Here is a 24,797-nt window from a genome sequence, read left to right on the forward strand (position 1 = left end):
TCCGTTGCCAGAGGGCTTCAGCCAATAAAGACACCTCATTAGCGTAACGAACTGGAAACAATATTCATCTATGAAAGAAACTTAGTCGATAAGCGTGATGAAATATGCGATGAACGGTTAATTGTACTCAGTTTGTAGCTTTACTTTAATAAAGACGCCCTACAATTACTGTAGCTCAATAAAGCGTCTGGAAATACCGAAAATAAAAATCCCCCGCTGTTTGGCAAATGCATAAACAGCGGGGGAGACGATAATTGGATGAATATCATACCAATGTGGAATTACTTCTTCCGACGGTGGATCACGTTGATCGCATAGCCGACGAGCATGGCCAAAACGATGATGATAAAGCCGAGCAGGGGATTGTCGTTCATGGGGTCCTCCTATTTTCCGAGTGGGGAGAATTCGTCGACGATGAGGTCGAGGCATTGTGGAAGTGCGCGGGCTCCAAAGACGCCCGAATTGCTGGAGATAATCTCGCCATCGAACTGCATGCCCAGTGACGGGGTGCAGGTGATCTTGGCTTCCTTGGTCTGGATGATCTTGAACTGCGGGCGCCCGAGTACCTTGCCGGCGGGGTCAAGCGCAGCGGTGATCACGGTAGGCAGCAGCTGCACGGTGCGCACGGGTTCGATGACTGCAATGTCGACCATGCCATCGTTCATGCGGCAGTCGGGGAACAGGTTGATGTCGTTTTGGATGACCGAGGTGTTGCCGGCCATGCAGCAAATGCCGTCGAGCTCCTCGACAATGCCGTCATGCTCAATGGTAAAGTGCGCTACCGTAGGGTTGGGCGTGGCGAGCGCAGAGAGGAAGTAGGCGATCTCGCCGATGTCGTTTTTGGTGGGGGCGGCCTTCATCATGATCTCGGCGTCGAAGCCCGAGCCGGCGATGATGATAAAGCCGTGGCGCTTCTCGTTGCCGTTCTCGTCGAGCCAAAAGAGCTCGCCCATGTCGACTTTGACCGTGCGACCGGCACGGCAGGCCTTGGCGAGCGCCGCCGCCTCGGGGGCATTGCCGATGTTGTTGAAGAACAGGCAGGCCGTACCGGAGGGGAAGACGAGCGTGGGGACACCGCATCCGCGCATCTGGTCGAGCACGTTGGAGACAGTGCCGTCGCCGCCCGAAACGACCACGCGGTCAAACTCGCGCACGTCTGCCACGGCGTCCTCGGGTTCCATGCCATCGCCGATAAAGCGCATCACGACCTCGTCGCCGCCCTGTGCAAGGGCGTGCGTGAATGCGAAGATTTCATCTGAGCTGGGGCCCGATGCCGGGTTGTGGATGATAAGGCAGCGCATACTTACGTTCCCGTTCTGTGACTAACCGAGTATAGTTGTAGGGCAATGCCGATATCCTACCCGTGTTTTTCGGGCCTAACCTTATTCGATGGGTTGATATGTACATTTCCACACATCAGGCTCTACTCGACTTTTGCCAGCGCGCCCGTGAGTTCGACGCGATTGCCGTCGATACCGAGTTTTTGCGCGAGCGCACATTTCATCCGCGTCTGTGCTTGGTTCAGATTGCCACCCCTGCCGAGAGCGTCGCGGTCGATCCCCTGGTAATCGACGACCTATCGCCGCTGGCCGAGCTTATGGCCGACGAGAGCGTGATCAAGGTCTTCCACGCGTGCTCGCAGGATATGGAGGTCATGCTCCATACCGTGGGCGTGCTGCCGCGACCGATTTTCGATACGCAGGTGGCCGCCGCCTTTTTGGGCGAGCGCCAGCAGATTTCCTACGGCGCGCTCGTGCAGGCGTTTTGCGGCGTATCGCTGCCCAAGACCGAGTCGCTGACCGACTGGTCGCGCCGCCCACTGACCGATAAACAGATCGAGTACGCGATCGATGACGTCAAGTACCTGATCGTTGCCTATACCGAGATGATGAGCCGCCTGCGCGAGCTGGGCCGTGTGGACTGGGTGCTCGACGAGCTGCGCCCGCTGGCTGACGAGTCGCACTATCGCGCCGATCGCCACGAGGCGTTCCGCAAGGTCAAACGCATCAATTCGTGTAGCCGTCACCAGCTGGGCATTGCGCGCGAGCTTGCCGCCTGGCGTGAGGACCGCGCCGAGCGGCGCAACATCCCGCGCAAGTGGGTCATGTCCGACGATACGCTGCTGGCGCTCGTCAAGCGCAATCCCGTGCGCGTTGAGGAGTTCCGCAGCATCCGTGGCACCGATCAGTTGGGTGAGCGCGATGTGGACGGCGCGCTCATGGCCATCAAGCGCGGCGCAAGCTGCCCGCACGATCGCCTGCCGCTCATGGTGCGTGGGCATCGCCAGATCTCTCCGGAGCTGGAGAGCGTGACGGATCTTATGTACGCGCTCATCCGCCTGGTTGCCGAGCGCTCGGGCGTGGCGACCTCGGTCATTGCCTCGCGCGATGACCTGGCCGACTATATTGAGCATCCCGAGCAGAGCCCCCTGCGCGAAGGCTGGCGCTTTGAGCTTGTGGGCTCGCGTCTGGACGATTTGCTTTCCGGCAATATGGGACTCACCGTGAAGGACGGCAAAATCGAGCTTTTATAGTTACGCGGTTTACCAAGCGCTGCAAACGTTCTAGAGCGGCAATACCAAAACATCGATGCTGTCTTGTTGGCTGGGCGAGTGGGTAGAATGCCTCCAACGTGTAACTCGATTCGGAGGAATTCGCATGCCTTATTACTATGGATACGGCTTTGGCATCGACCCGCTGTACCTGCTGGTTGTTCTTGTCTGCACGGTGCTTGGCCTTGCCGCACAGAACTATATCAACTCGACGTACAAAACCTGGTCCAAGGTTCGCTCGGACGGCGATACGGGTGCCACGGTCGCTCGCCGCATGCTCGATGCCAACGGTTGTAACGCCGTGGGTATCAAGGGTGTCGCTGGCGAGCTCACCGACCATTACAACCCGCAGGACAACAACCTGTACCTCTCTGATGCCAACCGTTCGGGCGGATCGGTCGCAAGCGTTGCCGTGGCCTGCCATGAGGCGGGCCATGCCGCCCAGCGTCAAAGCGGCTACGCCATGATGAAGGTGCGCACCGCCCTGGTCCCGGTCGTTAACTTTACCCAGAACACCTGGACCATCGTGCTACTCATGGGCCTGTTTATGAACATCGCGGGGCTTACGACCCTCGCGTTGATTTTCTTCTCGTTTAGCGTGCTGTTCCAACTCGTTACGTTGCCTGTTGAGATTGACGCCAGCCGACGTGCTGTGGCGTACATCGAGCAGTCGGGTATGAGTTCCAAGCAGGTCAACGGCGCCAAGAAGGTGCTGACGGCAGCTGCACTTACCTATGTTGCTGCAGCTCTCACCTCGATTATTCAGCTGCTCTATCTTATGGCTCGCTACAACAGAAACTCCAACCGATAACAAATTGGGTCGCTGGGCGCCGCGGGGATTCGCGTCCTCGCGGCGCTGTACTATGTGTTGGACTTGAATTTGCGCAGGGCCGAAGCCCTTGTGCACGATGACGAAAGGAGGCTGCGTGGCAGGCTGGAATCTAACCGGCAATGCCGTTTCCGCCGAGTTCGACGGTTCGGATGAGCAGGAGCGCAAGGAGCTCAGCGTGAGCCAGGCGGTAGAGATCGCTGCCGGTGCGCTCGATGCCATTCCGCAGCTGAGCGTCCTGGGCGAGGTCACGGGCTTCCGTGGCCCCAATGCCCGAAGCGGCCACTGCTACTTCCAGATCAAGGACGATTCGGCCGCCGTTGACTGCATCATTTGGAAGGGTGTCTATCTCAAGCGCACGTTCGATCTGCGCGACGGCATGCAGGTGAGCTTTAAGGGCAGCTTCAATCTCTATAAGGCCACGGGCCGCATGAGCTTTGTCGCTCGCTCGTTTTCGCTGGCGGGGGAGGGCCTGCTGCGTCAACAAGTGGCGCAACTGGCCGAAAAGCTACGCCGCGAGGGCCTGATGGACGAAGCGCGCAAACGTCGCATTCCGGTGTTCTGCTCGCGCGTGGCAGTTGTCACCTCGCTTTCGGGCGCCGTAATCGACGACGTCAAGCGTACGCTGCGCCGTCGCAACCCGCTCGTCGAGCTCGTCTGCGTGGGCGCAAAGGTCCAGGGCGAGGGTGCGCCGGCAGAGCTTATTGAAGGCTTGCGCCGCGCCGCTTCCATTACGCCGGCGCCCGATTGTATTTTGCTGGTGCGCGGCGGCGGCTCCTTTGAGGACCTCATGACCTTTAATGACGAGGAGCTTGCCCGCGCGGTGGCGGCTTGTCCTGTGCCCGTGGTGACCGGCATTGGTCATGAGCCCGATACCTCGATCTGCGATATGGTGAGCGACCGCCGCGCCTCCACGCCCACGGCGGCGGCCGAATCGGTGGCGCCGGCTATGACGGAGCTGGCCGATGTGCTCGAGGCGCGCCATCAGCGCCTGGGTGCTGCGATGGCATCGATGATTGGGTCGAATCAGGTTGATCTGGAGATGCTCGACCAGCGTGGGCGCCGTGCCTGGGATACCTATACGGCTCGCTTGGGCGACGCGCTCGATGCGGCCGCATGCCGCCCGTGTCTCAACGATCCGACGTTTATGGTCGAGCGTCGTGAGTCAGAGCTTGCCTTGACGGCCGATCGTTTGTCCGGTGCCATAACGCGCTCGGTCGGGGCTTTCCGATCCAGCTTTGAACGCCTGCCCGAGCGTCTGGCTGCAAGCACCTCGGGACTCGATGGCAAGCGCCATGCGCTCACGCTTGCGAGTTCCCGTCTGGAGCATCAGGGACGTACGATGCTCAGCAAACCCGCGTCCGACCTGGGCCGAGCTGCCGCGTCGCTCGATGCCCTGTCGCCGCTTAAGGTGCTTGCTCGCGGCTATTCCATCGCATACAGCGATGACGGTGTGGCTACGAGCGCCAAGACCTTTAAGCCCGGCGATGCCATTCGTGTACGCATGGCAGACGGCAACGTGGCGGCAACGGTCAATACGGTCGAGTAGGCCGCGTTTCACAGCGATAAACCTTTAGGAAAGGAAACAGATATGGCAGAGAAGACCCCGGTCGAGCAGCTTACGTACAAGCAGGCTTCGCAGGAGTTGGAGCTCATCATACGCAGCTTGGAATCGGGCGATATGGAGCTCGAGGAGTCGCTTGAGAGCTATACCCGCGGCGTCGAGCTCCTCAAGAGCCTGCGTACCCGCTTGTCCGATGCCGAGCAGAAGGTCTCGGTGCTCCTGAAGGACGTCGACGGCAACGACGTGCTCGCTGACGGCGAGGCCGCCAACACCGACGACAGTCTCTCGTTCTAACCATCTCGACCAAATATAATTACCTTGGTCTGTGAGAAAGGAACCTACCATGTGTGATTGCATCTTCTGCAAAATTGCCAACCACGAGATCCCCTCGACCGTCGTCTACGAGGATGACCAGGTCATCGCGTTCGACGACCTCAATCCCCAGGCGCCGGTCCACACGCTCGTGATCCCCAAGAAGCACTACAGCGACATCGCCGATAACGTGCCCGCCGAGACCATGGGCGCCATGGCCCACGCCATCCAGGAGGTCGCCAAGGCCAAGGGTCTGGAGGACGGTTTCCGCGTCATTTCCAACAAGGGCGTCAACGCCGGTCAGACCGTCATGCACTTCCACATGCACGTCCTCGGCGGCAAGAACCTGGGCGAGAACCTCATCTGAGGGCGCGTAGGCCGTCGACTTGGCTGCCTTTGGAGTAATCTATGCAGCTTTCTCAACTCGAATACCTTCAAGCTGTAGCGAACTATGGCGGCGTGCGCAAAGCAGCTCGCGCCGTTCACGTGAGTCCGCAGGCCGTTTCGTCGGCAATAAAAAAGTTGGAATCTGAGTATCAGATTGTTTTGCTCGACCGATCGGCGGGGGAGGCTGTTTTGTCTCCGGCAGGCAGAGAATTTGCGCGTCGTGCACGCGTGATCCTGGCGCAAGTCGACGATCTCAAAAAGTACGCTCAATCGGGGAACGGCGGCGTTTCGCCCGACGGCCATTTCCGTCTTTACGCTCCCTGTCTTCACGGGCGGGGGCACCTTTTTTCCGAAAACTGGTACGACTCGTTTGAAAGCTCGCACCCTCAGATTCATCTTGATGTGTGGCATCAGCCAACGGCAACATGCTTTGAATCACTTATACTTGGAATTTCGGACGCGGCTATCTCGTTTGAGGAACCACGGGACAGTGTCCTTTCTTCAAAATATATGGGTGAAAAGGAGCTCAGGGTTCTTTCATGCCCAGCGGGTCATCAATCTGTGGGTGCTATGACCGTTCGTGAGTTGCTGGGCGGCAGGCTCGCTGTTCCCATTAATTTGTCACCCTGTCTCAATGCAATCAATCAATGTCCCGAAGCTCAGCTGGTTAATTTCCGCTTCCGCGACGTCGAATACGGAAACAGGGCGCAGGCTGAGTTTCTTCAAGCCGGGGGATTGATATTGAGTTTTTCTGGCTCTTCTCTCGCATCAGATGGATTGGAAGTGAGCGAGTGCTCTATTGAAGGCTCGCATGACGTAGCCTTGCCCATCTACTTTTGCTATCGACAAAATGCCTGGACCGATCGACACCAGACGGTATTTCTTCACCTATTGCGTCATCTTGCTTCGTGAGGCCATTTGGCCTCGTGTCGTCAAGTGAATGTTGACGCCTTGTAACACATGACTGACGGCTTTGCCCTCATGCTTTTCCAAGATTCCGATTTAGATTGTTGACTCTTGGAGGGCGGAGCATGAAAAACCGTACGGTTTTGCTTTATATGACGTTCGTTTTTCTGTCGAACTTCAGCACCATTTTGTATTTTCTGACGGTTTACCTTGAATTCGTCGGATTCTCGATGATGGCGATTTCTAGCATGATGATTGCATATCAAGTGAGCAAGTTCATCCTTGAAGTTCCCACTGGCTATATTGCTGATAGGCTTGGACGAAAGACGAGCGGTCTCGTTGGCGTCGTGGGAATGCTTGGATACTACGCCGCCCTACTCCTTGTCCGTTCTCCTCTGCTTTTAATCGGCGCGTTTGCTCTCAAAGGTTTTGCCGCTGCATGTGTGAGCGGATCCATCGAAGCGATTTACATTGACAGCGTCTCTCAGGACCAGCTCGTAAGACTTAATGTCGTTGAGCGATTTGTTTTCTATGCCTCTTATGCCATCTCCGCTTGCGTGGGCGGTTTCATTTCGTCTGTCGGTGCATATCTCATTGGTCTTTCGGCAGATATCATCGCAATGGTGTTGACGTTGGTTGTCGTTGTCTGCATTCCTGAGATGCGAAGAGGGGGCACTGCGGGGACATCTGAGCGTGGAATTAGCCCGAAGATGATCGGTGCAGCTATTGCGGGTAATGGCATTCTTCGCTCAGCGTTCATCATGGACTGTTCTCAAGCATTTGCTTTTGTCGCCCTGGAAGACTTTTTCTCACTGTTGCTTGCGGGTCGCGGAATGAATGCCGTCGCTTCGGGTGTGATCATTGTGGTCCAGCTCCTTGCCTCGGCCTCCATGGGGCTTATTGTGCCCAGTGTGATTGCTCATGTCGACAAGGGCCGTTTTGCACGTATTTGCGGCATCGTGCGCCTTTCCCTGACTGCTCTATTTTTGATTCCCTTTACTCCGATCTATTTGCTGCCCGTGTTCTATGTGTTGCAGACGGTCGCTTACTCGTTATTTGCTCCAATTAAATACTCAATTTTTCAAAATGCTGCCGATTCTTCGATGCGCTGTTCATTGATTTCGGTTCAAAGCCAGATGGTGGCGGTGGGTGCTGTTCTTTTCTATCTGCTCAACGCTGTGTTGAGTAGCGTTGCGGGCATTCGAGTCGTATTGCTTGTTGCGCTCGGGATTTCTTCCCTGGTGTATATCCCCGCGCTATTTCGTCTTACAAGTCAAAGGCCATGCGTATTTAGGCACCGATAACTTATATATCAACGCAATAAACCCGAGCGCGAGGGCGTTTGGGTTTATTATTGAAGCGTATGTAACCTGGCGGCGCCACACCGCCTGTTAGTAGGGAGACACATGAACGTTCTGGTCGTCAACGCAGGATCTTCGACCCTTAAGTATCAGGTCATCGATACCAAGTCCCACAAGGTGTCCGCAAAGGGCTCCTGCGAGCGCGTCTGCTTTACCGGCGGTACCTTCACCCACGCTGCCAACGGTTCCAAGAAGGTGACCGAGAACATCGAGTTCCCCGACCACAAGGTCGCCATCGAGGTCGTCCTGAAGGACCTCGAGGCCAACGGCGTCAAGATTGAGGGCATCGGCCACCGTATCGTTCAGGGCGGTTGGTACTTCGGCGATTCCTCCCTCGTCGACGAGGATGTCCTCGCCAAGATCCGCGAGGTCGCTCCGCTCGCCCCGCTGCACAACAACCCCGAGGCCAACGTTATCGAGTACTGCCTCGAGCAGTATCCCGACCTGCCCAACGTCACGGTCTACGACACTGCTTTCCACTTCAATATGCCCGAGGTCGCCAAGACCTACGCCCTGCCCAAGGACGTCTGCGACAAGCTGCACATCCGCAAGTACGGCGCCCACGGCACCAGCTACCGCTACATCTCCAAGAAGGTTGCCGAGATGACCAACGGCGAGGCTCGCAAGGTCGTCGTGTGCCACATCGGTTCCGGCGCTTCCCTGTGCGCCATCGAGGACGGCAAGTGCATGGACACCACCATGGGCTTGACGCCGCTCGACGGTGTCATGATGGGCACCCGCTGCGGCTCCATCGACCCGGCTACCGTGTGCTACCTGCAGCGCGAGGGCGGCTACACCTTCGACGAGGTCGACGAGATGATGAACAAGAAGTCCGGCCTTTTGGCTGTGACCGGCGGCAAGACCAACGACTGCCGCAACGTCGAGGAGCTCGCCGCCGCTGGTGACCCCGATGCTCAGCTCGCCTTCGACATGTTTGTCTACAAGATTGCCGCCAAGGCTGCCGAGATGGCTACTTCCATGTGCGGCATGGACACGCTGGTCTTCACCGCTGGCATTGGTGAGCACGCTCCGGCCGTTCGTGCCGGCGTTGCCGACCGTCTGGCCTTTATGGGCGTCAAGATGGATCATGCCCGCAACGCCCTGCGTGGTGACGGCGCTTGGTGCCTGTCTGCCAAGGATTCCAAGGTCAAGATCTTCGTCATCCCCACGGACGAGGAGTTCATGATCGCTTCTGACGTCGAGCGCATCGCCAACGGCAAGTAATTGCAAGAGGGGAGGGGCTGGACGACCGAGCGCCGTTCGGCCCCTCTTTTGCGCTCGTTGGGCGATATGACTGATAGCTATTTATCAAGTTGTGATAACTTCTTATTAAAATGCGGCCGCCTTAAGGGGCCTGCGTCGACCGTATTGCACTGCAAAGGAGTCTCATGAACGTACTTGTTGTCAACGCCGGCAGCTCAAGCCTTAAATATCAGCTTTTGGATACCGATACCCGAGAGGTTTTCGCCAAGGGCAACTGCGAACGTATCGGTTCGGACATGGGCATCTTTGGCCACTCCGAGAACGGTGGCGCCAAGCAGACCGAGGAGGTCCCTTTCCCCGATCATCGCTCTGCTATCGCTCGCGTGCTCGAGGAGCTCGAGAAGACCGACTTTACGATTGATGGCATTGGCCATCGTATCGTTCAGGGCGGCTGGCACTTCGATGATTCCGCAGTTGTCGACGACGAGGTTATGGCCAAGATTCTTGAGGTGGCACCGCTTGCTCCGCTGCACAACTACGGCGAGGCCGCGGCGATTGAGTATTGCCGTGAGAAGTATCCGGAGCTGCCCAACGTGGCGGTTTTCGACACCTCGTTCCACATGACCATGCCCGAGGTTGCCTACACCTACGCCCTGCCCAAGGACGTGTGCGACAAGTACCACGTGCGCAAGTACGGCGCCCACGGTACGAGCCACCGTTACGAGTGGATGATGGCCAAGGAGATCCTGGGCTCGCGCTGCCACCGTCTGCTTTCGTGCCATCTGGGCAATGGCGCTTCGCTCGCCGCCATCGAGGACGGCGTGTGCCGCGACACCACGATGGGCCTCACGCCGCTCGACGGCCTGATCATGGGCACCCGTTGCGGCTCCATCGACCCGGCTACCGTGTGCTACCTGCAGCGCGAGGGCGGCTACAGCTACCAGGAAGTCGATGACATGATGAACAAGCAGTCTGGTCTGCTTGCCATCTCGGGTATCTCCAATGACGCCCGCGACATCCGTACGCGCGCCTCCGAGGGCAACGAGCGCTGCCTGCTCGCCTTCGATATGTTCGCCTATAAGGCCATGCAGCAGGCCGGCTCCATGATTGCTTCCATGGCGGGCGTGGACACCATCACCTTTACCGCCGGCATCGGCGAGAACGACTGGTCGATCCGCAAGGCCTTCTGCGGCTGCTTTGAGTGGCTGGGCGTGCGCATCGACAACAACAAGAACCGCGAGGCCGTGGGCAACGGCCCGCAGGTCATCAGCGCCGCCGGTTCTGCCGTCACGGTCATGGTCATCCCCACCGACGAGGAATACATGATCGCCCACGACGTCGAGCGTCTGACCAAGAACAACTAACGCGCGCATTTGCTAGTAAAAAGGCCTCCAGAGCAACAGCTCCGGAGGCCTTTTTACTAGCAGGCGGACGGCGGAAACCCGATCCCATTTCGAGCACAAATTCTGGGATACGCTTTCCAGTTGAGGCATGTTGCGGAAAGTGTGACCCACAATAAAGCATAATTCCGTCCCACGGTTTCCCAAACAGGCCCCAAGCGGAAGCTGCATCCCACAATCCGCCTCCAAACCGGGGCACGCTTTCCGGTGGCCAGACATCGAACCGCAGCCAACATCTCGGTCCCAAAGTGACCACCGCTGGCATCGCCTGCGCTTCCAACAACGACACCCGACCATTCAGATTCTCAGCCCCAACTCGTAGCCAAGGCGCCGTCCACTCCAGATGCCCCGATTGCCACGTAGCGGCAGGGACCCTACAGGGTAAAGCTCTGAAAACTTTCCGCAGGACGGAGGAAGCCCCCGCCGCACGTAGTGCGCAGCGGGGGCTTCCGACATGTCCGAGGACGTTTTCAGAGCTTTACCCTGTAGGGTCCCGAGGGGATATGTACGCTACTCAGCCATCTGAGCCTGGACGGCGGTGATGGCCACGACACCCACGATGTCGTCGGCAGAGCAGCCACGCGACAGGTCGTTGACCGGCTTGGCGATGCCCTGCAGGATGGGGCCGTAGGCGTCGGCACCGGCGAAGCGCTGGACCAGCTTGTAGCCGATGTTGCCGGCCTCGAGGTCGGGGAACACCAGCACGTTGGCCTTGCCGGCAACGGAGGAGCCGGGGGCCTTGAGCTGGGCGACGGTGGGGACGATGGCGGCATCGAGCTGCAGGTCGCCGTCGATGGCGACCTCGGGAGCCTTCTCCTTGCAGAACTTCACAGCCTCCTGGACCTTTTTGGCGACCTCGCCGCCAGCGGAGCCCATGGTGGAGTAGGAGAGCATGGCCACGTGCGGCTCAACGTTGCCCATGAAGGTGGACCAGGAGTGAGCGGAGGCGATGGCGATCTCGGAGAGCTCGTCGGAGGACGGGTTGATGTTGAGGCCGCAGTCGGCGAAGATCAGCGTGCCGTCGGTGCCAAACTGCGGGGTATCGGTGCACATCACGAAGAAGGCCGAGACCAGCTTGGTGCCCGGGGCGGTCTTGAGGATCTGCAGCGCGGGGCGCAGGGTGTCGGCGGTGGAGTGGCAGGCACCGGAGACCAGGCCGTCGGCATCGCCCATCTTGACCATCATGGTGCCAAAGTAGGTAGCGTCCATCACCTGGGCGCGAGCCTGCTCGATGGTGACGCCCTTCTTGGCGCGGAGCTCGGCAAACTTCTGCGCGTACTCCTCGTGCTTCTCGGCATTGCGCGGGTCGATGACGGTGGCGCCGGGAACATCGATCTCGTCGGGGTTGCCCAGGATGACGAGCTTTGCCAGGCCCTCCTCGATGATTTTGTTTGCCGCGACGATGGTGCGCGGATCCTCGCCCTCGGGCAGGACGATCGTCTTAAGGTCGGCCTTGGCGGCAGACTTCATACGGTTTAGGAAATCGCTCATGTTACTCCTTACAAGCGTTTCGCTAAGCTCCAGGCGCCCGGCTGTTCACGAATAAACCCGCTGCTAGCGGGTCTACCTTTCAATAATGTACGCCGCGGTGCTTGAGCTTTCCTTGTGTGGCAAGCTCATTATAGGACGCATTAGCGCTATAATCGCTCTGATAAATATGTCTCGAAGAATGTTCGAGAAAAGCCCAGCTAACGAGCCCGTGGCTTTTGACAAGGAGTATCGATGCAGATTACCTCAGGCCTGCCTGAAGGCTTTAACGCCGGCGCGTACGACATGATTGTCGTCGGTGCTGGATATGCCGGTGCCGTTTGCGCCCGCCGTCTTGCCGAGACCATCGGCTATCGTGTTGCCGTTTTGGAGCGCCGTAGCCACATTGCGGGCAATGCCTATGACTGCACTGACGAGGCCGGAATCCTGATCCACGAGTACGGTCCGCATATCTATCACACCTTTAACGAGCGCGTGCACAATTTCCTGTCGCGCTTTACCAAGTGGACGGATTATCAGCACAAGGTGCTCGCCAACATCAACGGTACCCTTATGCCCGTGCCCTTCAACCATGCGAGTCTCAAGCTCGCCTTTGGTGACGAGCGCGGCGAGGAGCTGTATCAGAAGCTTGTGGAGACCTTTGGCAAGGATGTCAAGGTGCCCATTATGGAGCTGCGCAAGAAGAACGACCCGGATCTTGCCGAGGTCGCCGATTACGTCTACGAGAACGTCTTTTTGCATTACACCATGAAGCAGTGGGGCCAGACGCCCGATCAGATCGACCCCTCGATCACCGGCCGCGTTCCCGTCTTTGTGGGTGATGATGACCGCTACTTCCCGCAAGCTCCCTTCCAGGGCATGCCGCAGGAGGGCTACACGGCGCTCTTTGAGCACATGCTCGACCACGACCTGATTGACGTGTTCTGCGACGTGGACGCCCGCGATCTTTTTGAGATCGACGAGACCACCGTCAAGGTCGACGGCAAGGTCTACGGCGGCGAGATTGTCTATACCGGTCCGCTCGACGAGCTGTTCAACCTCGACTTGGGCGCGCTGCCGTACCGCACGCTCGACATGAAGTTCGAGACGCTCGATATGGATCAGTTCCAGCCCGTGGGCACCGTCAACTACACCACGAGCGAGGACTATACGCGCATTACCGAGTTCAAGAACATGACTGGTCAGGTCCTGCCCGGCAAGACCACCATCATGAAGGAGTACTCCAAGGCCTACACGCCCGGCTCGGGCGAGACGCCGTACTACGCTATCCTGGAGCCCGAGAACCGTGAGCTCTACGAGCGCTATCTTGAGCGTGTCCAGAACCTGACGAACTTCCACCCCGTGGGTCGCCTGGCCGAGTATCGTTACTACGATATGGACGCCGTGACCAATTCCGCCCTCGATCTTTCGGATGAGATTATCGCCTGCCATGCATAAAGTCATAACATTCGGTATTCCCTCGTATAACGCCGCCAAGGACATGGACCATTGCATCACCTCCATCTTGGAGGGAAGCAATTACGCCACCGATATCGAGATTATCGTGGTGGACGACGGCTCTAAGGACGAGACGGCCGCCAAGGCCGACGAGTGGGAGGCCCGTTATCCTGGAATCATTCGCGCGGTACACCAGGAGAACGGTGGCCACGGTATTGCCGTCCTTTCGGGTCTGCGCGAGGCACAGGGCACCTATTACAAGGTTGTCGACTCGGATGATTGGCTTGACGGCGCTGCCCTTTCGACCATGCTGTCGATTCTGCGTGGCTTTGAAGAGCGCGATCAGCGCGTCGACCTGTTTATCTCGAACTACGTGTACGAGAAGGTTTACGAGGGCACACATACCGCTATTGGCTATAAATTTGCCCTGCCGCGCAAAAAGATCTTTTCCTGGGATCAGATCGGTCATTTCCGCCTGGACCAGAACCTACTCATGCACAGCCTGTGCTACCGCACGGATGTGCTGCGCGAGTCCAACCTTCCCATGCCGCCGCACACGTTCTATGTGGACAACATCTACGCCTACGTGCCGCTGCCGCGTTGCAAGACCATGTACTACGCCGACATCGACCTCTACCGCTACTTTATCGGTCGCGAAGGCCAGAGCGTCAACGAGGCAACGATGGTCAAGCGTCTGGACCAGCAGTTCCGTGTGACGCGCATCATGATGGAGTCGTACCACCTGTACAGCGATGTTGAGTCGTCGCGCCTGCGTTCGTACATGATGGGCTACTTCACCATGATGATGGCGATCTGCTCGGTGCTCACCAAGCTTTCCGAGGAAGATTGCGCCGACGAGCGCCTAAAGACGCTGTGGAATGATTTGAAGGCCTACGACGAGCGCATGTATCGTCGTGCCCGCTACGGCGTGGTCGGCTTCTTCACTAACCTGCGTGGACGGGCCGGAGACAAAACCACACTCGGCCTATACCGTCTTGCCTCAAAGATCTTCAAATTCAACTAGCTGCTGAATAATCGCTGCTGATGGGTTGACTGGGCCCCTTGGCCTTTAGTTTGCTACTGCGAACAGTCCTGCTCGCACGGAAAGCACATTAAGTGCTTTCCGGCTCGTGCGGAACTTGTATCAAACTAAAGGCCAAGGGGCCTCTGCTATAAGAATCGATTGTCAGGTTATTTGAATTTGAAGATCTTCGACGCGCGGTACACAGGGGCCTGGGCTGAAAAAATATTAGTTGGTAGTCGGTCGGAGGCGGGCGGGCATTACGTTTGTCGCGAGTTCCGCATGCAAAGAAGGCCACTTAATGTGGCCTTCGTCTTGCATAGGACTGTAGAGCAGCAAACGTAATGCCCGCCCGCCTCCGACCGACGGTCGAGTGAGATTACTTCGCAGCACCTGGGATTCCGTGGGAGGTTTTGGCGGTTTTGGCTCCGTTTACGATGGCGGTTTCCAGGGCCCTTACGGCGAGCATGCCCAGCAGGTCTAGGGGAACGGCGGCGCTTGCCTGGGCGCCCAGTTTGCCGCTGGCGAGGGTGTAGATGGTGTCGCCGTCGTTGGTGGTGTGTGTGGGGCGGATGGCGTGCGCGTAGGCGTCTGCTGCCATCTGGGAGACCTTGGTGGCCTGGGTCTTAGTGAGCTCCACGTTGGTGACGATACAGCTGATGGTGGTATTGGTGCGGTCGAGCGGCATCTGCATGGATCCGGCGGCGGCAAAGGCTGCGAGTTCCATGTCGACGATCTGGTCGCTATCGGCTGCGGCGCGCATACCGGCGACCCACTCGCCGGTGAAGGGGTCGACAACGTTGCCGCAGGCGTTGACTGAGACCACGGCGCCCACCTTGATGGGGCCGAGCGCCACGGCGGCAGCTCCGAGGCCGGCCTTCATGCAGGTGGCAGGCCCCATGAGCTTGCCTACAGTGGCGCCAGTGCCGGCGCCCACGTTGCCCTGCTCGAGCGTGGCGGGGGTGTGGTCGAGCGCCTCGCGCACGGCGGCGATGCCGGCTTCGATGTCGGGGCGCACGGTGGGGTCGCCAAAGGCAAGGTCGAAGATGCAGCTGGAGCACACGATGGGCACCTGCGTGGGTCCGACGGGCAGACCGATGCCGCGGCTCTCGAGTTCGCGGGCCACGCCGCTTGCGGCTTCGAGGCCAAAGGCCGATCCGCCCGAAAGGCAGACGGCGTGGACTTTATCGACGGTGTTCTCGGGTCGCAGCAGGTCGGTTTCGCGCGATGCTGGAGCACCGCCGCGAACGTCAACGCCGCCGGTGGCGCCCTCGGGTGCCACGATTACGGTGCAACCGGTGCCGGCCTCCTCGTCCGTATAGTTGCCATAGCAAAAGCCATCGACATCGCAGACGTCAATGGCCTCGAGCAGTGTATCCATGTTTAACTCCTATCGGTTTTCCGCCGCGCCTTGTGCCCGGTCGGGATCCGTACGGTACGCCAAAATTGTAGGCGCCGGGGGATACCCAGCGCCAGATGCAATTACGAGAGTTTTTGAATCGCGCGCGCGACGCGGGCGATGGGTAGGCCCACCACGTTATAGAAGTCGCCCGAAATATCGTGCACGAGCATGCGTCCTCCTGTGCCCTGAATGCCGTAGGCGCCGGCCTTGTCCATGGGCTCACCCGAGGCGACGTAGTGCTCGATCTGCTCGTCGGTGAGCTCGTAGAACGTCACGTCGGTCACATCGACAAAGGACAGGCTTTCGGCGGCATGCGGGGCGGCCGTATCGCCTGCCTTAACGATGCAGACGCCGGTTGCGACCTGGTGCGTGCGGCCCGAAAGCTCACGGAGCATAGTGCGCGCCTCGTCCTCGGTTGCCGGCTTGCCCAGAATCTTGCCGTCAAAGGTGACGATGGTGTCGGCCGCGACCGTCAGCTCATTGGGCTCGGCATACTCGGCAGCAACGGCAGCCGCCTTGGCGCGTGCCAAGCGCTCGACAAGCGTGAGCGGGGCCTCGCCATCAAAGGGCGTTTCGTCGATATCCGCGGGAATCACGCGAATGTTGTAGCCTGCCTCGCGCATCAGCTCTATGCGGCGCGGCGATTGCGAAGCCAAAATCATAGTTGGATGCCCTCGGCGACCTTCTCGACGGCCTTGTCGCCGGCGAGCGTGCGCAGCAGCTCCAATGCAAAGGGGAGGGACTGTGCCATGCCGCTGGCAGTGATGATGTTGCCGTCTTGCGTGACCTTCTCGCCGGTATAGGCGCCTTCGGGGAAGCTTTTCTCAAAGCCAGGAGAGCACGTGGCATGGCGCCCCTCGAGCAGGTCGAGCTCGCCCAGGATAAACGGGGCGGCGCAGATGGCGGCGACGTGCTTGGTTGCGGCGAACTCGCAGACCACGTCGCAGACGCGCTGATCTGCGCGCAGGTTGGTGGCACCGGGCAGGCCGCCGGGCAGCACGACGCAGTCGTACTCGTCAAAGTTGATCTCATCAAAGAGCGCATCGCAGGTCACGGGGATCTGCAGCGAGCTTACGACCTCGCGCGTGGGCATGATCGAGACGAGCGTGGCACGCACGCCGCCGCGACGCATGACATCGACCATGGTCAAGCATTCAATAGTTTCAAAGCCATCGGCGGCGAGAACGGCAACGCTGGGCATGAGGGTTCCTTTCATAGGCGGCATACAATTAGCCGTCTTATACCCCGAAGACCTCCGCTTGCCACGCTCGATTTCCCAATGATTTTCTGAGCAATGATTAAGCGGCTAGTTGCGCCTAAGGTGGACGACGGTCTCGCAGTGGAAGGTTTGTGGGAACAGGTCGACTGGCGTGATCTTTACGGGGGGGAAGGTGCCTTCCTCGACAAAGCGCTTGAGGTCGCGCGCCAGGGTGGCCGGATCGCAGCTCACGTAGGCGACATCGCGAGCGCTCGTGCTGGCGATAAGGTCGATGGCTTCGGGGGCGAGGCCCGCACGCGGCGGGTCGACCACCAAGACGTCGGCGTCCTGATCGGGGAACTCGCGCACCGCGTCGCCGCCGATGACGTCGACGTTATCGAGCTTGTTGATCTCCAGGTTGCGACGCAGGTCGCGCACGGCCGGGCCGTAGGCCTCGACGGCGGCGACAAAGTCGCAGCGGCGGGCGAGCGGCAAGGTAAAGGTGCCGGCACCGCAGTACAGGTCCACGGCAAGCTCGTCTTCCTGCGGATCGAGCGCCTCCATAACGAGCTCGATCAAAATCTCGGCGCCCTTGGTGTTGACTTGGAAAAACGATGGGGCGGACAGGCGCATCTGGCCGTCAGCGATGTTCTCGGTCCACGAGCCCTCACCGGCGAGCATCTCCACCTTAGAGACACGGCGGGCCTTCTTTTCGCCCTTGCTCATCACGCGCACGATGCTCGTGGGATGAGCGGCGTCCGCCAGCACGCGGGAGACCTGCGAGCGCGGAAAAGAGCCTGTCGGCGTCCAGAGTGCGACCTCGAGTGCCTTGGTGCGGCGCGATGCGCGAATGCCCACGCGTTCGAGCCCCAAGTCATGGCTGCCGCTTAGATAGTTAAGTGCGCCGACGACCGATTTGAGTGCCTTCGGGAAGCGCTTATCGAACAGCGGACACATATCGACGGTCACGATTTTGCTGGGATCGACACCGTGCATGCCAAGGCGCACGCGACCGTTGACGACGGTCGGTTCGAGCTCGATTTTATTGCGGTAGCCCCAGTCGTCCTTGGTGTGGCAGATGGGCTGTACCAACTCATCGACCTGCTCAGGAGCGAACTTGCCGATGCGCTCGAGCGTGGAGCGCAGGTTTTGCTCCTTGGCGGCGAGCTGTGCCGTGCGTGAGAGATTGCCCCACGAACAACCACCGCAGATGCCCACGAAGGGGCAGGGGGGCTGAATGCGATCGGGGCTCGGCTCCAGAATCTCGGTCGTGCGGGCGCGCATAAACGACTTGCCGTCCTGCACGACCTCGGCTTCGACGGTGTCGCCTGCCACGGCGCCCTGCACAAAGACGGCCTTGCCGTTGTCGGCATGTGCCAGACCGTCGGTGCCGTACGTCATCGATTCTATGGTGAGCTTCATATTCCTGCCTGCCATTCGCGGTTTTGTTCGCAACCATGGTAGCAGGGAAAAGCGCCCCGTATCTGGGGCATTCCTCAAATACGGGGCGCTTCTACAAACGACTATTTCGTCTTGCCGGTAATGAGCGTCTTAAGACCCAGGCCGATCAGGCCCAGGCCCATGCGCACGCGACCGGGGCGATGGCGCTCGATGGCCTTGGTCTTGCCGGCGGGCTTATCGCGACGGGTGCTCGTCTCGGATACGGGCTTGGTGACCTGCGGCTCGGGCTGAGGTGCAGGCTCGGGCTCAATGACAGTCGCCTGGACCTTCTGAACCTCGGGTGTGGTCGGCTGCGGATCAGGAGCTGGGGCGGGCTTTGCCTCGGCGGCGGGCTCCGGAGTCGCGGTAGCGGGCTCGGGCGCTTTCTCCATGGCGGGCTCTGCGGCAGCCTCGGGCTCATTCACCGGGGGAGCGGCAACCGCTTCCGGTTTGGCGGCTGCCCCATGTTCAACCTCGTCCTGAATAGCTTCTTCGGCCACACGTTCCTTCTCCTGTGCGCGCTGCTGCGCGGCGGCCTCGGCGTTGCGATAGGCACGCTCCAGTAGAGCTTCCTGCGAGTTGAAGGGTTTCTCGCCCTCTGCACACTCCACGGGGACCCAGGTGCCGTCGCTCGTGAGGCTGCGGGCCTTCACGTTGTCCTGCAGCTGCATGCCCATGTACTCGTGTACCAGGGCGCGGCAGGTGGGGTCGAGCACGGGGAAGGCGATCTCCACGCGGTGCTCGGTGTTGCGTGTCATCATGTCTGCTGAGCTCAGGTAAATCATGTCCGAGTCCACGCCAAAAGCGTAAACACGCGCGTGCTCCAAAAAGCGTCCGACGATGGAGCGGACATGCACGTTCTCGGTCTTGCCCGAAACACCGGGCTTGAGGCACGAGATGCCGCGGATGATCATGTCTACGCGCACGCCGGCACACGATGCCTCGGCGATCTTGTCGATAACCTCGCGGTCGGTCAGCGAGTTGAGCTTAAAGAACACGCGGGCGGGCTCGCCGGCAAGGGCGCGCTGGATCTCGCGGTCAAGCCCGCGCATGATGAGCGGTTTCAGTCCGACGGGCGCCACACCCAGGAAGCGGTAGTCGCCACGCAGGTTGCCTAGCGACAGATTGCGGAAGAACAGGTTGGCGTCTTCACCGATGCCGGGATGGGCTGTCATGAGCATAAAGTCGCTGTAGAGTTTGGCCGTCTTCTCGTTAAAGTTGCCGGTGCCCAAAAGCGTGAGGCGGGTGAGCGCCATACCCTCGCGATAGGTGAGCTGGCAGATCTTTGAGTGGCATTTAAAGCCCTCGGAACCATAGATGACGGTGCAGCCCGCTTCTTCCAGACGCTCGGCCCACTCGATGTTGTTCTGCTCGTCAAAGCGCGCGCGGAGCTCCATGAGCACCGTGACCTCTTTGCCGTTCTCGGCGGCATCGATCAGCGACTCGCATAGGCGGCTCTGCTTGGCCACGCGGTAGAGCGTGATGCGCAACGAGATGCACTCGGGGTCGTAGGCTGCCTCGTGTACCAGATCCAGGAACGGATTCATGGCCTCGTAAGGGTAGAAGAGCAGCTTGTCGTGCTGCAGCACCTGCTCGCGGATGGAGCGGGTCATGTCGATGGTGGGGTTGGGCTGCGGCTTAAACGGCGTAAAGAGCAGCTCGTTGCGCAGGTGCTCGGGAATCTTGCCCTCAATGCCAAAGACGTAGCCCAGGTTGAGCGGGATATCGCAGGTAAAGACAGAGCGGCGCGAAAGCTCGAGCGCCTTGCGGATAGTCTTGAGCGTCGCCTTCTCGAGCGACCCCGAGACCGCGAGCACTACCGGCTGCAGGCGCAGGCGCTTCTTGAGGATGCGCTTCATGTGCTGGCGGTAGTCCTCTTCCTCTTCGACGCCCTCGCCGTCCGGATCGATGTCGGCGTTGCGGGTGACGCGGATCAGCGCACGATCCAGCGGCTTATAGGAGCCAAAGCAGCTGTCCAGGCAGGCGAGGATGACGTCCTCGAGCAAGATGTAGGAGTAGGTGCCGGTGGGCGAGGGGATCTCGACCACGCGGTTCATCGAGGCGGGAATCTCGATAAGGCCCAGTAGGCTCTCCTCGTCGGTGGCGCCGTCCAGACCACAGGCCAGATAGAGCGCGCCGTTGCGCAGGTTGGGGAAGGGGTGGCGAGGATCGATGACCAGCGGCGAGATGACCGGCGACACGTAGGCCTGGAAGTAGCGGGTTACAAAGGTGCGCTCCTCGGGCGTAAGCGAATCGATGTGGGCGCGGTGAACGCCCAAGGTGTCGAGCTTGCCCTCGATGCTCTTAAAGATGGACTCCCAACGGGTAAGGAGCCCGGGCATTTCGGCCATGACAGCATCGACCTGTTCGGAGGCGGTCATATTGCTCTTGTTGTCGACAGGTTGTTTTTTGAGCTCCGCCAGATCGGACAGGCCGCCCACGCGCACCATAAGGAACTCGTCGAGGTTGGACTCGAAGATCGAGACGAACTTTAGTCGCTCGAATAACGGAACGGTTTCGTCGAAGGCTTCGTCGAGCACGCGGTTGTCAAAGCGTAGCCAGCTGAGCTCTCGGTTTTGCGTGTATGAGAAGTCGCGCGGCGGTTTGCGCAGCTTTGCGGCGGCTTGCTTCTTTTCGATTTTGCTCGGCATATGCATCTGTCCGTTCAGTCCCCACAGGGGACGGTAGCCTAACACTATTCACTATTGTCTCAATTTAGTCGACCTGTGGCACGGACGTATCGCGTGAACGGTATCTTTACCTACTTCTTACGCTGACAAGTCATAGGACTGACGCCCTGCTCGTCTGCAAGTGATCTATATCCACACTCAACTGGTACGTAAGTGTGAATAAGAATGATAGATAGCTGAATATCATTGAATGCAGGCGGAAACGTAAACAAACATCATTAATATACATAAAACCGATTTAGCTATGCAATTCTGAATCAAAAGTTTAGAGATGCAATTGCAAATGGTTTTTAGGAAAAAAGAGCGTTTACCTTAGAAAAGTTACTTTAGAACGCCGAAGTACATCATGGGGGAATCACATGCGATATACCGTTCATCGCACTTTGTTGACCGTTCGGGGGCGAGGTGGAATTGCGGGTGGAATTTGGATATAACTAGAGCTGTCAGCAATAACGCCTCACACGGAGGGGCGCTAACGAATCGGCCCTGACAAGGGCCCGAAAGAAAGGTAGGAGGCCATGACGAAAGGTCTGCACGTGCCTTCCGAGATCGGCAAGCTCAGGAAGGTCTGCCTGCACCGTCCCGGCGACGAGCTCCTCAACCTGCCGCCCGACGAGCTCGAGCGACTCCTGTTCGACGACGTCCCGTTCCTGGAGGTCGCGCAGCAGGAGCACGACACCTTCGCCCAGATCCTGAGGGACCAGGGCGTGGAGGTCCTCTATCTCGAGAACCTCGTCGCCGAGGTGTTCGACCAGGTCCCCGGCGCCCGCGCCGAGTTCACCGACCAGTACATCGCCGAGGCCGGCATCCGCGGCCAGCACATGCCGCAGATCGTCCGCGAGAAGCTGGACTCCATCGAGGACAACCTCGAGTTCGTCAAGAAGACCATGGCCGGCATGACCAAGTCCGAGATCGACATGCCCCTCACGGCGTCCACGACCCTCGACTCCCTGGTCAACTCCGAGTCCGAGTCCGACCTGATCATCGACCCGATGCCCAACCTCTACTTCACCCGCGACCCGTTCGCGGTCATCGGCGAGGGCGTCAACCTCAACCGCATGTACTCGGTCACCCGCAACCGCGAGACCCTGTACGGCAAGTACGTCTTCAAGTACCACCCCGACTACAAGGACGTCTCGCTGTACTTCCGCCGCGACTGCCAGTTCCACACCGAGGGCGGCGACGTGCTGAACATCAACGAGAAGACCCTCGCCGTCGGCATCTCCCAGCGCACCCAGGCCGCCGCGATCGACGTCATGGCCCAGAACATCTTCTGGAACTCCGACTCCAAGGTCGAGCGCATCCTGGCCTTCGACATCCCGGTCTCGCGCGCCTTCATGCACCTCGACACGGTCTTCACCCAGATCGACGTCGATAAGTTCACGATCCACCCCGCCATCATGGGCACCCTGCGCGTCTACGAGCTGACCGCCGGCAAGAACCCGGGCGACGTGAACATCCGCCTGATCGAGGACACCCTCGAGCACGTCCTGGAGGACGCCACCGGCGTCGACCAGGTCAAGCTGATCCCCTGCGGCGGCGGCGACCCGATCGCGGCCTCCCGCGAGCAGTGGAACGACGGCTCCAACACCCTGTGCGTCGAGCCCGGCAAGATCTGCGTCTACGCCCGCAACACCGTCACCAACGACGTGCTGTACAAGGAGGGCCTGGACCTTCTCGTCGTGCCCTCCGCCGAGCTCTCCCGCGGCCGCGGCGGCCCGCGCTGCATGAGCATGCCCTTCTGGCGCGAGGACCTCTAGGGTCTTCTAGGACCCGTACAGGTCTTAATACATACATCTAGCTGCCATTAGATGTCTCCCATTGGGGCGGTGCGGGTTTTCGCACCGCCCCAATCTTGTATGAGGAACGTCAACACGATTGGATGACTGCTTTTGTAAGGAGCTTGGCCATGGACATCAAGACGATTGGCGTTGAGGAATGGCTCAACGTTTGGGAGAAGAGTGCCACGTGGGACATCGCCCAGTCGACGATCTCGTCGCTCACCATGGGCGAGCTGCGCGCGCTCGATGAGCAGGACGGCGCCACGTTCTACGAGCGCCTGGACCGCGAGAAGATGAACTACGGCTGGATCGAGGGCTCGCCGGAGTTTAAGGCCGAGGTTGCCAAGCTGTATCGTCGGGAGGTCAATCCCGATCACATTCTGCAGACCAATGGCTGCACGGGCGCTAACCTCAACGCCATCATGGCTGTGGTCGAGCCCGGCGACCATGTTATCGCCGAGTGGCCCACCTATGCGCCGCTCTACGAGATTCCGCGCACGCTGGGCGCCGAGGTCGAGTATTGGGAGCTTCGCGAGGAACTCGGCTGGAAGCCCGATATCGAGGAACTCAAGCGCTTGGTGCGCCCCAACACCAAGCTTATCTGCATAAACAACGCATCGAACCCCATCGGTACGGTGCTCGATGCCGATATGCTCGGTCAGATTGCCGAGATCGCCCGCTCGGTGGGCGCCTACGTGCTGTGCGACGAGGTATATCTGCCGCTCGAAAACACTGAGTCCTTTATGTCGATGGTCGACGTGTACGAGAGGGCCATTGTCACCAACTCGTTGTCGAAGACCTATTCGACGCCTGCGGCCCGCGTGGGCTGGGTCGTCGCGGACGAAGAGTTGTCCAACCGCATCCGCACCTACCGCGACTACACCATGATCTGCGGTGGCGTGTTTAACAATGCTTTGGCGACCTACGTGCTCGAGCACAAGGGCAAGATTCTCGAGCGCAACCGCGATATCGTGTTTGGCAACCGCGATATCGCACAGGCTTGGATCGATACGCAGCAGCGTGTCTCCTGGACGGCCCCGCAGGGCGTGTCCACCTCGTTTATCCAGTTGGATATTCCCGAGGATGACGAGGAGTTCTGCAGGCGCCTGCTGTCCGAGAGGGGAGTGCTGCTGGTCCCCGGTAGCCGTTTTGAGCTTCCCTGCGGCGCACGCCTGGGCTACTGCGCGAGCGAGGACGTTCTGCGCGAGGGCCTGAGACTTTTGGGCGAGGCACTGGCGGAGTTCGATCGCTAGGATTCCGATGGTCTTCGGGGGCCTTATCCAAATTAGCCGAAGATAATCGAAAACGGACTCGTTTCCCTAGGGGAAGCGAGTCCGTTTTTCTATACCGAGAAGTCAAGTTGTTACAAATGGGGCCGTAAAGCGAGCCGGTATCCGCTGGGCCTTATACTGAGTTTCCGGTGAACGGTATCAAGCGTCTGGTAAACGGTAATTTATTTACCAGAAATGAATAGGACAAACTTTTTTCTGAATAAAAGTGAAAATGGTTGAGACGCGGTGTGAACCGCTAATTCTATTCATAGCTTTATTGGAAATATGCAATTTGAGGATGGTTTAACAAAGTTTAGTTCCATTTGATTTTAGGATTAAAACGCGTTTAAGCACGTAAATACGCTTTATTAAGATGAAGTGTGCCATGCGTGAAGTATATGTGTATGCCGTTCACTCCCTATAAAAAACCGTTCGGGGGCAAGGTGGAAGTATGAGCTGATTTTGGATATAAATATGTCGTCAGCAATAACGCCTCACACGGAGGGGCGCTAACGAATCGGCCCTGACAAGGGCCCGAAAGAAAGGTAGGAGGCCA

At 59.1% G+C, this 24,797-nt stretch carries 20 protein-coding genes; 13 read left to right on the forward strand and 7 right to left on the reverse strand.

Going from position 1 to position 24,797, the window contains the following annotated elements; translation table 11 throughout:
• Positions 1-383: 383 nt before the first annotated feature.
• Positions 384-1,301: a diacylglycerol kinase family protein gene (locus ACKUTP_RS09570; protein ID WP_006234316.1), complete on the reverse strand. Its 918-nt coding sequence runs from the start codon at positions 1,299-1,301 to the stop codon at positions 384-386.
• A gap of 98 nt (positions 1,302-1,399) precedes the next feature.
• Here ACKUTP_RS09570 and rnd point away from each other — a divergent pair, with 98 nt between their 5' ends.
• The 9 genes from rnd (at position 1,400) to ACKUTP_RS09615 (ending at position 10,477) form a co-directional block, all read left to right on the forward strand.
• On the forward strand, positions 1,400-2,533 hold the full coding sequence (rnd, locus tag ACKUTP_RS09575; protein ID WP_409064212.1) for a ribonuclease D: 1,134 nt from the start codon (positions 1,400-1,402) through the stop codon (positions 2,531-2,533).
• 124 nt (positions 2,534-2,657) lie between these two features.
• The gene (locus tag ACKUTP_RS09580; RefSeq protein ID WP_022094105.1) at positions 2,658-3,362 is read left to right on the forward strand and encodes a zinc metallopeptidase; all 705 of its coding nucleotides are present in this window, start codon (positions 2,658-2,660) and stop codon (positions 3,360-3,362) included.
• A 115-nt stretch (positions 3,363-3,477) separates the two neighbouring features.
• Positions 3,478-4,929 (forward strand): exodeoxyribonuclease VII large subunit, encoded by a 1,452-nt coding sequence (gene xseA, locus ACKUTP_RS09585; protein WP_409064213.1) that lies wholly within the window; start codon positions 3,478-3,480, stop codon positions 4,927-4,929.
• A 42-nt stretch (positions 4,930-4,971) separates the two neighbouring features.
• The gene (xseB, locus tag ACKUTP_RS09590; protein ID WP_117773930.1) at positions 4,972-5,238 is read left to right on the forward strand and encodes an exodeoxyribonuclease VII small subunit; all 267 of its coding nucleotides are present in this window, start codon (positions 4,972-4,974) and stop codon (positions 5,236-5,238) included.
• Between the two features lie 49 nt (positions 5,239-5,287).
• Positions 5,288-5,623, forward strand: a complete 336-nt coding sequence (locus tag ACKUTP_RS09595; protein WP_035137921.1) for a histidine triad nucleotide-binding protein — start codon at positions 5,288-5,290, stop codon at positions 5,621-5,623.
• Positions 5,624-5,664: 41 nt separating this feature from the next.
• Positions 5,665-6,555, forward strand: coding sequence for a LysR family transcriptional regulator (locus tag ACKUTP_RS09600; RefSeq protein WP_409064214.1), 891 nt, complete (start codon positions 5,665-5,667; stop codon positions 6,553-6,555).
• A 119-nt stretch (positions 6,556-6,674) separates the two neighbouring features.
• Positions 6,675-7,853 carry an MFS transporter gene (locus ACKUTP_RS09605; protein WP_409064215.1) on the forward strand — a complete coding sequence of 393 codons (1,179 nt, stop codon included), beginning with the start codon at positions 6,675-6,677 and terminating at the stop codon, positions 7,851-7,853.
• Positions 7,854-7,955: 102 nt separating this feature from the next.
• The gene (locus ACKUTP_RS09610; RefSeq protein WP_409064216.1) at positions 7,956-9,134 is read left to right on the forward strand and encodes an acetate/propionate family kinase; all 1,179 of its coding nucleotides are present in this window, start codon (positions 7,956-7,958) and stop codon (positions 9,132-9,134) included.
• A gap of 164 nt (positions 9,135-9,298) precedes the next feature.
• A complete protein-coding gene (locus ACKUTP_RS09615) occupies positions 9,299-10,477 on the forward strand; it encodes an acetate/propionate family kinase (protein ID WP_409064217.1) in 1,179 nt (392 codons plus the stop codon).
• Positions 10,478-11,023: 546 nt separating this feature from the next.
• Here the strand turns inward: ACKUTP_RS09615 and pta are convergent.
• Positions 11,024-12,004: a phosphate acetyltransferase gene (pta, locus tag ACKUTP_RS09620; RefSeq protein WP_409064218.1), complete on the reverse strand. Its 981-nt coding sequence runs from the start codon at positions 12,002-12,004 to the stop codon at positions 11,024-11,026.
• 231 nt (positions 12,005-12,235) lie between these two features.
• On the opposite strand from pta, the gene glf reads away from it, so the two are divergent.
• Both glf and ACKUTP_RS09630 read left to right on the forward strand, forming a co-directional pair.
• Positions 12,236-13,438 (forward strand): UDP-galactopyranose mutase, encoded by a 1,203-nt coding sequence (gene glf / locus ACKUTP_RS09625; protein WP_161159693.1) that lies wholly within the window; start codon positions 12,236-12,238, stop codon positions 13,436-13,438.
• Positions 13,431-14,462 (forward strand): glycosyltransferase family 2 protein, encoded by a 1,032-nt coding sequence (locus ACKUTP_RS09630; protein ID WP_022094096.1) that lies wholly within the window; start codon positions 13,431-13,433, stop codon positions 14,460-14,462. The genes glf and ACKUTP_RS09630 overlap by 8 nt, the downstream gene beginning before the upstream one ends.
• Before the next feature lie 376 nt (positions 14,463-14,838).
• Here ACKUTP_RS09630 and ACKUTP_RS09635 read toward each other — a convergent pair whose 3' ends face one another.
• The 5 genes from ACKUTP_RS09635 to ppk1 all read right to left on the reverse strand — a co-directional run bounded on the left by ACKUTP_RS09635 (position 14,839) and on the right by ppk1 (position 21,150).
• Complete coding sequence (locus ACKUTP_RS09635; RefSeq protein ID WP_409064219.1) at positions 14,839-15,840, reverse strand: P1 family peptidase; 1,002 nt, start codon at positions 15,838-15,840, stop codon at positions 14,839-14,841.
• Between the two features lie 101 nt (positions 15,841-15,941).
• Positions 15,942-16,523: a nucleoside triphosphate pyrophosphatase gene (locus ACKUTP_RS09640; RefSeq protein ID WP_055309802.1), complete on the reverse strand. Its 582-nt coding sequence runs from the start codon at positions 16,521-16,523 to the stop codon at positions 15,942-15,944.
• Positions 16,520-17,062, reverse strand: a complete 543-nt coding sequence (locus ACKUTP_RS09645; RefSeq protein WP_409064220.1) for a DJ-1 family glyoxalase III — start codon at positions 17,060-17,062, stop codon at positions 16,520-16,522. The genes ACKUTP_RS09640 and ACKUTP_RS09645 overlap by 4 nt, the downstream gene beginning before the upstream one ends.
• 105 nt (positions 17,063-17,167) lie before the next feature.
• Positions 17,168-18,496, reverse strand: coding sequence for a 23S rRNA (uracil(1939)-C(5))-methyltransferase RlmD (rlmD, locus tag ACKUTP_RS09650; RefSeq protein WP_409064221.1), 1,329 nt, complete (start codon positions 18,494-18,496; stop codon positions 17,168-17,170).
• A gap of 86 nt (positions 18,497-18,582) precedes the next feature.
• Positions 18,583-21,150 (reverse strand): polyphosphate kinase 1, encoded by a 2,568-nt coding sequence (ppk1, locus tag ACKUTP_RS09655; protein WP_409064222.1) that lies wholly within the window; start codon positions 21,148-21,150, stop codon positions 18,583-18,585.
• A gap of 557 nt (positions 21,151-21,707) precedes the next feature.
• On the opposite strand from ppk1, the gene arcA reads away from it, so the two are divergent.
• Both arcA and ACKUTP_RS09665 read left to right on the forward strand, forming a co-directional pair.
• The gene (gene arcA, locus ACKUTP_RS09660) at positions 21,708-22,949 is read left to right on the forward strand and encodes an arginine deiminase (RefSeq protein ID WP_349088903.1); all 1,242 of its coding nucleotides are present in this window, start codon (positions 21,708-21,710) and stop codon (positions 22,947-22,949) included.
• A gap of 149 nt (positions 22,950-23,098) precedes the next feature.
• Entirely contained in the window at positions 23,099-24,223 is a 1,125-nt protein-coding gene (locus ACKUTP_RS09665; RefSeq protein WP_409063886.1) for an aminotransferase, read from the forward strand.
• The last annotated feature ends 574 nt before the right edge of the window (positions 24,224-24,797 follow it).

The organism is Collinsella sp. wc0529 (assembly GCF_046116875.1).
Taxonomy (GTDB): Bacteria; Actinomycetota; Coriobacteriia; order Coriobacteriales; family Coriobacteriaceae; genus Collinsella.